The 12,594-nt window shown below is 60.5% G+C and carries 10 protein-coding genes and 1 tRNA gene; 9 read left to right on the top strand and 2 right to left on the bottom strand.

The annotated features are described in order from the left end of the window. Positions 1-90 precede the first annotated feature (90 nt). A complete protein-coding gene (locus F550_RS0104700) occupies positions 91-1,122 on the top strand; it encodes a phosphotransferase family protein (protein WP_018147374.1) in 1,032 nt (343 codons plus the stop codon). A 14-nt stretch (positions 1,123-1,136) separates the two neighbouring features. Here F550_RS0104700 and F550_RS0104695 read toward each other — a convergent pair. Beyond that, positions 1,137-1,210: transfer RNA gene (locus F550_RS0104695), tRNA-Cys, on the bottom strand. Between the two features lie 150 nt (positions 1,211-1,360). Here F550_RS0104695 and F550_RS0104690 point away from each other — a divergent pair. From F550_RS0104690 to F550_RS0104655, 8 genes are all read left to right on the top strand, one after another. Continuing rightward, positions 1,361-2,014, top strand: coding sequence for a protein-L-isoaspartate O-methyltransferase family protein (locus F550_RS0104690; RefSeq protein ID WP_018147373.1), 654 nt, complete (start codon positions 1,361-1,363; stop codon positions 2,012-2,014). A gap of 129 nt (positions 2,015-2,143) precedes the next feature. Continuing rightward, complete coding sequence (locus tag F550_RS16875; RefSeq protein WP_083910911.1) at positions 2,144-3,439, top strand: TolC family outer membrane protein; 1,296 nt, start codon at positions 2,144-2,146, stop codon at positions 3,437-3,439. A gap of 123 nt (positions 3,440-3,562) precedes the next feature. After that, positions 3,563-4,666, top strand: coding sequence for a DUF2497 domain-containing protein (locus tag F550_RS19530; protein ID WP_083910910.1), 1,104 nt, complete (start codon positions 3,563-3,565; stop codon positions 4,664-4,666). Positions 4,667-4,755: 89 nt separating this feature from the next. Beyond that, complete coding sequence (locus tag F550_RS0104675) at positions 4,756-7,614, top strand: valine--tRNA ligase (RefSeq protein ID WP_018147370.1); 2,859 nt, start codon at positions 4,756-4,758, stop codon at positions 7,612-7,614. A gap of 16 nt (positions 7,615-7,630) precedes the next feature. Further along, complete coding sequence (locus F550_RS0104670; RefSeq protein WP_018147369.1) at positions 7,631-8,725, top strand: isoaspartyl peptidase/L-asparaginase family protein; 1,095 nt, start codon at positions 7,631-7,633, stop codon at positions 8,723-8,725. Between the two features lie 78 nt (positions 8,726-8,803). Next, entirely contained in the window at positions 8,804-9,340 is a 537-nt protein-coding gene (locus F550_RS0104665) for a GNAT family N-acetyltransferase (protein WP_026180569.1), read from the top strand. Positions 9,341-9,526: 186 nt separating this feature from the next. After that, on the top strand, positions 9,527-11,254 hold the full coding sequence (ilvD, locus tag F550_RS0104660) for a dihydroxy-acid dehydratase (RefSeq protein WP_018147367.1): 1,728 nt from the start codon (positions 9,527-9,529) through the stop codon (positions 11,252-11,254). A 93-nt stretch (positions 11,255-11,347) separates the two neighbouring features. Continuing rightward, positions 11,348-11,719 (top strand): hypothetical protein, encoded by a 372-nt coding sequence (locus F550_RS0104655; RefSeq protein ID WP_156807820.1) that lies wholly within the window; start codon positions 11,348-11,350, stop codon positions 11,717-11,719. A gap of 9 nt (positions 11,720-11,728) precedes the next feature. Here F550_RS0104655 and xth read toward each other — a convergent pair whose 3' ends face one another. Further along, on the bottom strand, positions 11,729-12,508 hold the full coding sequence (gene xth / locus F550_RS0104650) for an exodeoxyribonuclease III (protein ID WP_026180568.1): 780 nt from the start codon (positions 12,506-12,508) through the stop codon (positions 11,729-11,731). Between the last annotated feature and the right edge of the window lie 86 nt (positions 12,509-12,594).

Raw genomic sequence — 12,594 nt, 5'->3', positions numbered from 1 at the left:
GGTCTCACAGCTACCGTACCATGGGGAAGGCTTGTCATTCGTATTTCTGACCATCAGCGCTAAGAGGTAAACGGCTGAAGGAGAGGCAACATGGACACAGGCGTAGACCTTGAACGGCTGAGATCATGGATGGATGAGCAGTCACTTGGAACTGGCCCCATAGAGAATGCCACACGTCTCACCGGTGGCACCCAGAACATTCTTCTGAAGTTCGACAGGGCAGGGCGCACATATGTCCTTCGCCGTCCGCCGCTTTCGCTGCGTGGTAACTCAAATGAGACAATGCGGCGTGAGGCGCGCGTCCTCGCGGCAATTGCTGATTCTGATGTTCCACACCCCGGGCTGATCGCCGCCTGCGGAGACGAAGATGTGCTGGGCGCTGCTTTCTATCTCATGGAGCCCGTCGATGGTTACGCGCCGTCTCAAGGCCTGCCGGAGCCATTCTTCAGCTCCCCAAACCTTCGCCACCAGATGGGGCTCTCTCTTGTAGATGGCATCGCGGCGCTCGGCGCCATTGATTACAAAGCGGCCGGCCTTGCTGGCCTCGGTAAACCGGATAATTATCTTGAGCGTCAGGTCAGTCGCTGGAAGTCTCAACTTGAGAGCTATGCTGAGATCCCCGAATGGGATGGTCGCAAGGATATAGAAGGCGTCAACCGCGTCGGCGACTGGCTGGAGGCGAACCGGCCCAGCACATTCCGGCCCGGCATTATCCACGGCGACTACCACCTCAACAATGTCATGTACCGCCATGACCGTCCTGAACTCGCCGCCATCGTCGACTGGGAACTGACCACGATTGGCGACCCGCTCCTCGACCTCGGCTGGTTGATGGCGACCTGGCCGGACGAGGCGGACCTCGCAGATGGAGGCACCGTGACAGTGCAGCCATGGGAAGGCTTCCCGACAGCCGACGAACTCATCGCCCATTACGCAGCGCAATCAGACCGCGACCTCTCCCATATCCATTGGTACGGCGTGCTGGCCTGCTACAAGCTCGGCATCATCCTCGAAGGCACGTATGCACGGGCACGTGCCGGTAAGGCACCGAAGGAAATTGGCGACACGCTGCATGCCAGCACAATCCGGCTGCTGCGGCGGGCGCTGCGCTGGATCAATTGAAGCGGGAAATTCCCTGGAGGCCCCGGCCGGAATCGAACCGGCGTACACGGATTTGCAATCCGCTGCGTCACCACTCCGCCACAGGGCCGTGCCGAGAGAAGGAGCGTCGAATAGCAGCGCTCCGGGTTGCTTGCAATGTGCGATTGCGGCGTTTCGCACATCGGCCCGCCGTTGCACCTTCAAGCGGGCTAAGATAAGGCGACTGCAAGCAGCACTTATTGCCTGAAAGGTTGCGCCAATGGACTTTGCGAAGATGCGCCGGATCATGGTGGATTCACAGATCCGCCCGAATGATGTGACCGACCCCGAGGTCGTCTCTGCCTTTCTGCAGACCCCGCGCGAAGCCTTTGTCCCAAAGAGCGCGCAGTCCATTGCCTACGCCGAATATGAAATCGAGACGAGCGATGGCCGGGCGCTCTGGACGCCGCGCGATATCGGCAAGATGATCAAGGCACTGCAGCCAGAGCCGTCCGACATTGCGCTCGTGATCGGGGCAGGGGCAGGCTATGAGACAGCCATCCTTTCCAATCTTGTTGAAACCGTCATCGCGCTGGAAGACAGCGATGAACTGGTCGACGAACTTACAGCCCGATTTGCAAACCTCGGCCTCGACCGCGCAGTAGCTGTCCAGGGCGACCTTCATGAAGGCCTCGCCGATCAGGGCCCGTTCGACATCATTCTCGTCTGCGGATTGATCGAGCAGGCCCCGGAGACCTGGTTCAACCAGCTTGCCGACGGCGGACGCCTGGGGGCGGCGGTCCCGGCCGGCCGGGACCTCGCACGGGCGCGGATCTGGACCAAGGCTGGCGAAACCGTTTCCTACCGTGAGGTCTTCGATTGCTGCCCGCCGCGGCTGCCGGGCTTCGAAAAGCCGAAAACCTTCGTTTTCTAGCGACGCGCAGGGGCATCTGTCGCGGCGCCGGCCCAGGCCACCGAAGCGAACGCTACTCAGGAAGTGAACAGTGTTCACTTTTCGAAAAAACCTGTGTAGGGTCGTCCTTGCCGAGGGAGGGCACGGCGAATGCTTCGGATAAGAAGAGCCGCGACATTACTGGCAACGAGCCTTGCCATGACGGCGCTGCCCGTCAGCGCTGAAACACTTCAGGACGCGCTCTCTGCCGCCTGGCTGAACAATCCAGCGCTTGAGGCAGAGCGCGACAATACAGCCATAGCGAGCGAGCGAATTGAACAGGCCCGTGCCCAGCGCAAACCAAGCGTGACCCTCTTCGGTAGCTATGTCTACGAATCAATCGATTCGAACCGGCCCTTCGCGTTCAATCTTGGCGACCGCCCCGTTGCGTCAGCGCAGCTTGAGGCCCGCTTGCCCGTGTATACCGGGGGGCGTCTGATCGCCGGGATCCAGCAGGCCGAAGCAGGCGCTCTCGCCGCAGGCGCGCAGCTGGAAGCGGCCGGCCAGTCCATTCTGCTCGATACGGTGATTGCCTATGTTGATATCATCCGGGCCCGCGAAGTCATCTCGATCCGGCTGAACAGTATCCGCCTTCTCGAAGGACAGTTCACCGCGGCATCAGACCGGTTTGAGGTCGGCGACACCACCCGAACCGACGTCTCTCTTGCAAGGGCGAGGGTAGAAGGTGGCCGCGCCGCGCTTGCATCCGCGCAGGCCGATCTTGAAAACGCGCTCGCCCAATATGCGCTGCTTACCGGTCTGGAAGCATCAGATCCGCTGGCACCTGTACCGCCGCTCCCTGAATTGCCGAAAACCTTCGAAGCAGCGCTCGCCACCGCGCTCGACCTTAATCCGGATATCGAAGCTGCCCGTTTCGCAGAGCAGGCGGCCCGCCGGTCGGTAGAGGTCGCCCGCGGCGCGCTGAAGCCGGAAGTCTCGGTCATCGCGCAGGCTGGCGTCCAGGAATACCACACCGATGGCTTTACCGATTCCAGCGTGGTTGCGGGCGCGCAGGCGAGTGTCCCGCTATTCACTGGCGGATTGAACACGTCGCTCGTTCGAGAAGCCCAGCTGTCGCGCCGTCAGGCCGCCACACGGATCGCACTTAGCGAACGTATCGTACGTACCAATGTTGCGCGCGCCTGGTACGGTTTCGAGGCCGCCGACCGCGCGGTCGATGCCTCGGCCCGCCAGGTTGAAGCCGCCGAGCTTGCCTATGAAGGCGCGCAGGAAGAACTGAGCGTCGGTGTCCGCACGACGCTCGATGTCCTCGATCAGGAACAGCAGCTTCTTGAGGCGCGCCTCTCAAGGGTCAGTGCAGAACGCGACCGCTATGTGGCCGCTCATGCCTTGCTGGCCGCGATGGGGCAGCTGACGCCCTCGCGCCTGGACCTTGGCGTTCGCTAGCAAGTCTGGTTTAGTTAATCTCGGTGCCGCGGGTGTATCCTGGCCCGAATCCGTCATAACATCATGTTAACTGGCGCAGTATAGCCGGATAGAGGCACAATTGTTTTTCTGCGGGAGCTGAAAATGGCGGACAAAGCGCAATCGGAACCGACTATGGAGGAAATTCTTGCCTCCATCCGCAAGATCATTGCGGACGATGGCGAGAGCTCGCGTCCCGCTACCAAGGCAGACAGTCAGGAGACACGCTCAGTCGATGTGAACGTCTCGGACGATGATGATTTCGACGACCTGTCGCTGGAAGACGTCATGGCTGAAACCGAGTCCGATGACGTGAACGACCCGGCCGACAATTACTTCTCCAATAATCAGGAAGAAACAGGCCGCCATGCCGATTTCGACCTGATGGAAAAGGAAGACACGTCCGGCAGCCTTCTCGCCGACGTCGATGACGACATGTTCGATGATCTGACCTCCGATGAAGTCACGTCGAACGAGAACGATTTCGCACCTGAAGCCCCGCAACCGTTTGAGGCGCAGGAAGACGAGCTTGAAGACTTCGACCTTGCATCCGGCAATGACGAAGACGACAGCTACGTCGTTGACAGGCCTGTCTTCGGGCGCGGCGCCTCCGGTGCCACCTGGACACCTGAAGAGCTGGCGGCCCCGCAGACCGAGGCCGACCCGCAGGAGTCCGAACAGGCTTTCACCGCCTCGGATGACGAGCCGGACTTCGAGCCCGCGCCAGCTTTCCAGACCGAGCCTGACTATGGCACGGAGCCTGACACCAACACCGATCCGCTCGCTGGCGTCGCGCCGCAGCCGGAGCCCGTTTCCCAGACTGAAGCTGACGATGACAGCTTCATGTCCAGTTTCGATCCAGCGCCACCTGTCGAGGTGGAACCGGAAACAGAGCCGCTCGTTGCGGACATGAGCCAGGAAGAGCCGGAGCCAGAGCCCACGATGACTGATACATATACGTCCCAAGGGTCAGAGGGCGGCGACGCCCTGACTGACGAGCGCATCGCAGGCGCCGCCGCAACCGCGCTCGGTAAGCTGATGGTGAAGCGCACTACACCCGAAGACGAGGCCAATCCGAACACGCTGGACGGCCTCATGCGAGAGCTGCTGCGCCCGATGATCAAGGAATGGCTCGATGCCAACCTGCCAACGATTGTTGAGCGCAAGGTCGAGGAAGAAGTACAGCGCATCGCCCGCATGGCGCGCTAGACCCTCGTTCACACCCTGATATAGAGACGAGGCGCGCCCCAACAGGCGCGCCTTTTCTTTTGTAAACCGACTGATGATGGACCGACGACATGCTTGACCAACGCTTCGATCCCAAGAGCGCCGAAGGGCGCATCTATGAGCGCTGGGAAGAGGCGGGCTGCTTCCGCCCCTCCGGCGATACGAGTGCGCAGGCCTATTCGGTCGTCATCCCGCCGCCCAACGTCACCGGCGTCCTTCATATGGGCCACGCGCTCAATAATACGCTTCAGGACATCCTCGTCCGGTTTGAGCGGATGCGCGGCAAGAATGTCCGCTGGCAGCCGGGGACGGACCATGCCGGTATCGCGACCCAGATGGTGGTTGAGCGCCAGCTTGCCGCAGATGGCAATGAGAGCCGCGCCAGCCTCGGCCGCGAAGCCTTCATCGACCGCGTCTGGGAATGGAAAGAAAAGTCCGGCGGCCAGATCATCCAGCAGCTAAAACGCCTCGGCGCATCCTGCGACTGGGACAATGAGCGCTTCACCATGGGTGACCGCGCCAATCCCGACGACCAGATGCAGGAAGCGGTCCGCAAGGTCTTCGTCGACCTCTACGATCAGGGCCTGATCTACCGCGACAAGCGTCTGGTGAACTGGGACCCGCACTTCCAGACCGCCATTTCTGACCTAGAAGTCGAGCAGAAAGAAGTCCAGGGCGCTTTCTGGCACCTTCGCTATCCGCTCGCTGACGGCGTCACCTATGAGCACCCCGTGACCGATGAAGACGGCAATCCGGCCGGCACCGAAACGCGCAACTATATCGTGGTCGCCACGACCCGGCCTGAGACCATGCTCGGCGATACCGGCGTTGCCGTGCACCCGGATGATGAGCGCTATGCCTCGCTCGTCGGCAAGTTCGTCGACCTGCCGATCGTGAATCGCCGCATCCCGATTGTCGCCGATGAACATGCCGACCCTGAAAAAGGCTCAGGCGCGGTAAAGATTACCCCCGCGCATGACTTCAACGACTTTCAGGTTGGCGAGCGCGCTGGCCTGCCACGTCTCAATATCCTGACGGCGACTGCCGCCATCGTTGACGGCGCGGAGGCGGATGCTGCCGGTATTCCGCGTGACTATCGCGGCAAGGACCGGTTCGACGCTCGCAAGAAAATCGAGGCGGAGTTCGAAGAACTGGGCCTTCTGGTCGAGGTCGAAAAGAAAAAGGTCGAACAGCCCTTCGGCGATCGCTCCGGCGTCGTCATCGAACCTTGGCTGACAGACCAGTGGTATGTGAACGCTGAGGAGCTGGCCAAGCCGGCCATCGACGCGGTGCGTTCCGGCAAGACGAAATTCGTGCCCGGGAACTGGACCAAGACCTATTACAACTGGATGGACAACATCCAGCCATGGTGCATCTCCCGCCAGCTCTGGTGGGGACATCGGATTCCGGCGTGGTTCGGTCCAGGTATTGATAGCGATGGAAACGCGCTCGACACTCCATCGAAGTGCTTCGTCGCGGAAACTGAGCAAGAAGCAGTTAAGGCAGCTCAAGAGTGGTATGGCCCAAACGTCAAAATCGATGTCTTGGACGCCGGTTTCACTCACCAAGGTTGGGAAGCTGGCGAGAAACCCTCACGCATCGGCATATCGCAGGACGAAGACGTCCTCGACACCTGGTTCTCATCCGCCCTCTGGCCGTTCTCGACGCAGGGCTGGCCGGAAAACACCGAGGCGCTGAAGGCCTATTACCCCACCAGCGTGCTCGTCACCGCGCATGACATCATCTTCTTCTGGGTCGCCCGGATGATGATGATGGGCATTCATTTCATGGACGAAATCCCCTTCCACGACGTCTACATCCACGCGCTCGTTCTCGATGAGAAGGGCCAGAAGATGAGCAAGTCCAAGGGCAATGCCATGGACCCGCTCGAACTCGTCGACCAGTTCGGCGCCGACGCGTTGCGCTTTACTTTCGCCCGTCAGGCAGCCCAGGGACGCAACATCCGCCTCTCGCCGCAGGCCGTCGAAGGCTATCGCAACTTCACGACCAAGCTCTGGAATGCCGCGCGCTTCGCTGAGATGAACCAGTGCGAGTTCGGCCACGATCTCAAACCCGGCGACCTCAAACTCCCGCTCAATCGCTGGATCGCGGCAGAGCTTGGCAAGGCCGCGTCTGAAGTCACCAAGGCGCTGGAAGCTTACAAGTTCAACGAAGCCTCCGACGCGCTCTACCAGTTCATCTGGAACGTCTTCTGCGACTGGTACATTGAGCTGATCAAACCGGTGATGAACGGAGACGACGAGACCGCGAAGGACGAGACCCGAAAGACGTGTGGCTGGGTCCTCGACCAGACGCTGAAGCTACTCCATCCCTTCGCGCCATTCGTCACCGAAGCGCTTTGGGAGCAGACCGAGCAGGATACCCGCATACGTACTGGCTTCCTGATGGTTCAGGACTGGCCGGCCTTCGCTGATGCCTGGGCCGACGATGACGCCGAAGCAGAGCTTCAATGGGTCCTCGATACCGTGTCCGAAATCCGGTCCACCCGGTCGGTCCTCAACGTGCCGGCTGGCGCGCAGGTGCCCGCGTCGCTGATCGGCGCGTCTGATCAGGTCCAGGCCTGGGCCAGGCAGAACGAGACGCCAATCAAACAGCTCGCACGCCTCTCCGTTTTCGACATTGCTACCGAAAAACCCGCTGGCGCCGTGACCATCGCGTCCGGCGACGAGACAATCGCGCTTGAGGTGCAGGAGTTCATCACCCTCTCTGATGAGGTTAGCCGCCTCGACAAGGAAATGGCGAAACTCGACAAGGACATCGTCGGTACCGAAAAGAAACTGTCCAATGAGAACTTCGTCGCCAAGGCGCCGCCGGAAATCGTCGAGGAAAACCGCGAGCGCGTGACAGAATGGACCGCCACCCTTGCAAAGCTGCGCTCGGCGCGTGAACAATTGGCCGCGCTAGGCTGACAGGAACGAGAGACTCATGAAGCACCTCATTGCCGGATTAATCCTCAGTGCCGCACTCGCTGCCTGTACACCGGATGCGCCAGAGCAATCCGAGCTTGGCGCCGCGAGCGACACCAGCGCTGATGCATCAGCTGACATGAGCGAAGCGCCGCAAGCAACCGACGAGACGGAGACCGACATGGCCACAGCGCAGCGGCCGGACTGGCGGATCGTCATTCATGGCGGGGCAGGTGTCATCCTGCGCGAGAACCTCTCCGATGAGCAGGAAGCGGCCTACACAGCCGCGCTCGAAGCCGCGCTTCAGGCAGGTGCTGGCATTCTCTCAAATGGCGGGTCATCGCTCGATGCCGTGCAGGCCGCCGTTCTCACAATGGAAGACGACCTGCTCTTTAATGCAGGCTACGGCGCCGTCATGACCGCCGACCGCATGCATGAGCTTGATGCCTCCATCATGGAAGGCAACCAGCGCGATGCGGGCTCCGTCGCTGGCGTCACACGCGTCAAGAACCCCATCCTCGCCGCCCGCGCCGTCATGGACCAGTCCGAACACGTGATGTTTGCAGGCGAGGGCGCCGATAGTTTTGCCGGATCTGTCGGTCTGGAGCTTGTCGAGAATGACTACTTCACAACCGATCGGCGCGTAGAGGCGCTCGACCGCGTTCTGGAAACGCGTGAGCGCACGGATGCTGACCGACACGGCACTGTTGGCGCCGTTGCCATCGACCAGAACGGTAATCTGGCCGCCGCGACCACAACGGGCGGCATGACCGCCAAGATGCACGGCCGCATTGGCGACGCACCGCTCATCGGCGCGGCTACCTATGCCCAGAACGGTGTCTGCGCAGTCTCCGCCACCGGCCACGGCGAGTACTTCATCCGCGTTGGCGTCGCCAAGACGATCTGTTCACGCGTCGAACTCGCCGGTGAAGGCATCCAAACGGCCGCTGAGAACGCGCTGGCCCAGGTCGCAGACCTCGGCGGCGACGGCGGCGTCATCGTCATGGGCGGCGAGGGCGAGTTCGCCTATGTCTTCAACTCCAAGGGCATGTATCGCGGCATGATGGACGCGGACGGCACGCTGGAAACGGCCATCTTTGAGGCTGGCAAGTAATCACGCTGCCGGGATGAGCCGTCCATCAGGCAGACGCCGCATCTTTTGAGCACAGCCCGTAACAAAGAGGCCGTTGATATGTCAGCTGATCTCACAGGTGTTACTATCCGCGCTGCTGTTCCCGGCGACGCGGCTGCGCTCGAAGAACTCGGCCAGCGGACCTTTCTTGAGAAGTTCGGTCATCTTTATGCCAAGGCCGATCTCGACGCCTATCTTGAAGAGGCTCACGCACAGACGTTCTACGCTCATATGATCGACAGCCCGGACTACCTGGTCCGGGTGGCCGCGCTGCCAGACGGCGCGCTCGGTGCCTATCTCGTCTGCTCGCCGCTGGAGCTGCCGGCCGACGACGCCGAAGACGGCGCAGTGGAGCTGATGCGGGTCTATGTCGACACCCCGCTTCAGGGCAGGGGGCTCGGCTCCCATTTCATCGGTGAAGCCGTGGAGTGGGCGAGGATCTCTCAAGCGCCAGAACTCTATCTGAGTGTATTTTCCGGAAACGAAGATGCGCGCAGGCTTTATGAGCGACATGGCTTTGAGAAAGTGGGAGAGTTTGACTTCCCGGTCGGAAAACACCTCGATCTCGAATTCCTTATGCGGCTGAAATTGGAATAAATTTGCGCGGAGTTTGCGCGGCACCGGCAAAAACACCGCTAGTACACCGTCACTGCACCGTGATTTAAGGACAAAAGGGCAGAATTTTTCGCACACTTTCCGGCGGAAATTCGCTGCCGACCCCTAGCCTCAACCGGGACGGGCTTCTATCAGATCATCCAAGATCAAGCTTTAGGAGCCCGCGAAATGAGCAAGACCTGGGACAAGTCACGCCTGCCGTCGCGCCACGTCACCGAAGGCCCGGCCCGCGCCCCGCATCGCAGCTATTATTACGCGATGGGCCTGTCGACCAAGGACATCAAGAAGCCCTTCGTCGGCGTCGCGTCCTGTTGGAATGAGGCCGCCCCCTGTAACACCGCCCTGATGCGTCAGGCCCATGCGGTGTCCGAAGGCGTAAAGGCCGGTGATGGCACCCCGCGTGAATTCTGTACCATCACGGTTACAGACGGCATCGCCATGGGCCATGAAGGCATGCGCTCATCGCTCGTTTCGCGCGAAGTCATTGCAGATTCCGTCGAGCTCACCATGCGCGGCCACGGCTATGATGCGCTCGTCGGCGTTGCAGGGTGTGACAAGTCGCTGCCGGGCATGATGATGGCGATGCTGCGCCTCAACGTACCGTCGGTCTTCCTCTATGGCGGCTCCATCCTGCCGGGCCGTTTTGAAGGAAAAGACGTCACCGTTCTCGACGTTTTCGAAGCTGTTGGCGCCCATGCAGCCGGCAATAATGACATGACCGAGGAGAAGCTCCACGCGCTGGAGAAAATCGCTTGTCCGGGCGACGGGGCCTGCGGCGGTCAATTTACTGCAAATACAATGGCTTGCGTCTCCGAAGCGATCGGTCTCGCGCTCCCACTGTCCTCGGCTCTGCCGGCGCCTTATGCGAACCGCGATGAGTATGCCGTTGCCTCCGGTGAAGCCGTGATGCGCCTGATCGAGAGCAATCTGCGTCCGCGCGACATCTGTACCCGCGAAGCCTTTGAAAATGCAGCCATTGTTGTCGCCGCGACGGGCGGCTCGACGAATGCCGCGCTGCACCTGCCAGCCATGGCAAATGAGTGTGGTGTCGATTTTGAATTGAAAGACGTCGCCCGCATCTTCGAGAAGACCCCCTATATCGCGTCCCTCAAGCCCGGCGGCGAATATGTCGCCAAGGATTTCGGCGAAGCAGGCGGCGTGCCGATGCTCATGAAAACCCTTCACGAAGAAGGGCTTATCCATGGCGACTGCATGACCGTAACCGGCAAGACCTGGGCCGAAAACCTTGAAGAGGTCACCTGGAACCCCGAACAGAAAGTCATCTACCCGGCCGGCAAGCCCATCACCAAGTCAGGCGGCGTGGTGGGGCTCTGGGGCTCGCTCGCTCCTGATGGTGCCATCGTTAAGGTGGCCGGGCTTCATTCCCTGAAGTTCCGCGGTCCAGCGCGTGTGTTCGATGGCGAAGAAGCCTGCTTCAAAGCTGTAGAAACAAGGGATTACAACGAGGGCGACGTTCTGATTATCCGTTATGAAGGGGCAAAAGGCGGCCCTGGCATGCGCGAGATGTTGTCGACCACGGCCGCGATTTACGGACAGGGCATGGGCGACAAGGTGGCGCTCATCACGGATGGTCGGTTCTCCGGGGCCACGCGCGGGTTCTGTATCGGCCATGTCGGCCCGGAAGCCCAGGAAGGCGGCCCGATCGGGCTTATCAAGGATGGCGACATGATCTCGATCGACGCCGAAGCCGGTACGATCGACCTGGAGGTCAGCGACGCCGAGCTTGAAACGCGCCGCAAGGACTGGGCGCCTCGTATTACCCGCTATGGCTCAGGCGCGCTTGCGAAGTTCTCCAAGCTCGTAGGCCCTGCGCATAAAGGCGCCGTCACGCATGAAGGCTTCGAGGGCGAGCGGCACGTCTACGCAGATCTCTGATCTGTCGTCGAATCTGCAGATTGCGGCCATGAAATGGTCAATCCGTTCAGCGAGAATTCAGCCTTGTCCGGCTAGTCTGAGAGGATGATCAAGTTGAAATACTTACTGCCCATGGTCGCCGCTTTGGCTGTTGTTTCCACGGCAGCAGCCGCGCCGAACGCCTTTGCGTATGAAAGCTGCTCAAAGCAGGCCGCCTCGATTGAGACGGCGCGGCAGGCAGCACTGGAACTCAAAGCCGAACGCAACGCGGTTGTTCCAGAGCTCGAAGCGGCGGGTGATGCCTGGGAGGACGCCCAGACAGTTCGCAATTTCAGCGCAGACCATGCAATGCGCGCTGACCAGGCGAAGGTCGCCTATGATGCGTCCAAGTCAAAGCTGAGGTCGATTGAAGCGGAGCTTCAGGAGGCTGTTGCGAACGTGAATGAGAGAGTGAGCGTCTATAATAGGCATTGCGCGAGCGACTGACCCTGACTGTCAGTCTGCGAGCTCTGCGATCACGGGCACATGATCTGACGGTTTTTCCAGCTCCCGGGCTTTCTTGTAGATCTCGACGCCCTGCAGCCGGTCAGCCGCCTGCGGTGAGAGCAGAAGATGGTCGATCCGGATGCCATGGTCTTTCTGCCAGGCGCCCCCCTGATAGTCCCAGAAACTATATTGATGCGCGCGTCCGTCGGCAGCTTCATACGCTTCAGTCAGGCCCAGCCATTTGAGCTCTCTAAAGGCGTCTCGTGTGTTTTGGAGTGCCAGCGCATCGTCGCGCCAAACCGCGATATCCCAGCAGTCTTCATCGCGCGGAATGACGTTATAGTCGCCTGCCAGCACGAAGGACTCTTCAAGCTTTAACTGGGCCTCGGCATGCGCCTTGAGATGCTTCATCCAGTTCAGCTTGTAGTCGTATTTGTCGCCCGGCGCAGGGTTGCCATTGGGCAGGTACAAACCGCCCACGCGAACGGGCCGGTCCGCGAGAATGAGGGCTTCTATATACCGGGCCTGGTCGTCATTTTCATTGCCCGGCAGGCCGGTGATGACATCCTCAAGCGGATACCGGGACAGGAGGGCGACGCCATTATAGCTCTTCTGGCCATGAACCGCACAATTATAGCCAAGCTCCTCGATCTCCAGATACGGGAAATTATCGGTCTCGCATTTGATTTCCTGCAGGCACACGACATCTGCGTCGATAGCCTTCAGGACCTCGATCACGGTGGCCATGCGGGCCTTGATTGAATTGACGTTCCAGGTCGCGATTTTCATGCGCGCCTTATAGGACCGATTCAGGCTGGGCGCCATGCGTGGGCAGGCAAAATAGGCGTGGGTAATCGCAGTGCTGAGGGTCTTTT

The organism is Henriciella marina DSM 19595 (assembly GCF_000376805.1).
In the GTDB taxonomy this organism is placed as follows: Bacteria; Pseudomonadota; Alphaproteobacteria; order Caulobacterales; family Hyphomonadaceae; genus Henriciella; species Henriciella marina.
This window is presented reverse-complemented; position numbering and strand designations above follow the sequence as displayed.

Coding starts and splice junctions, on each gene's coding strand:
- F550_RS0104700 (WP_018147374.1), top strand. CDS start 91: ATGGACACAGGCGTAGACCTTGAACGGCTGAGATCATGGATGGATGAG.
- F550_RS0104690 (WP_018147373.1), top strand. CDS start 1,361: ATGGACTTTGCGAAGATGCGCCGGATCATGGTGGATTCACAGATCCGC.
- F550_RS16875 (WP_083910911.1), top strand. CDS start 2,144: ATGCTTCGGATAAGAAGAGCCGCGACATTACTGGCAACGAGCCTTGCC.
- F550_RS19530 (WP_083910910.1), top strand. CDS start 3,563: ATGGCGGACAAAGCGCAATCGGAACCGACTATGGAGGAAATTCTTGCC.
- F550_RS0104675 (WP_018147370.1), top strand. CDS start 4,756: ATGCTTGACCAACGCTTCGATCCCAAGAGCGCCGAAGGGCGCATCTAT.
- F550_RS0104670 (WP_018147369.1), top strand. CDS start 7,631: ATGAAGCACCTCATTGCCGGATTAATCCTCAGTGCCGCACTCGCTGCC.
- F550_RS0104665 (WP_026180569.1), top strand. CDS start 8,804: ATGTCAGCTGATCTCACAGGTGTTACTATCCGCGCTGCTGTTCCCGGC.
- ilvD (WP_018147367.1), top strand. CDS start 9,527: ATGAGCAAGACCTGGGACAAGTCACGCCTGCCGTCGCGCCACGTCACC.
- xth (WP_026180568.1), bottom strand. CDS start 12,508: ATGAAAATCGCGACCTGGAACGTCAATTCAATCAAGGCCCGCATGGCC.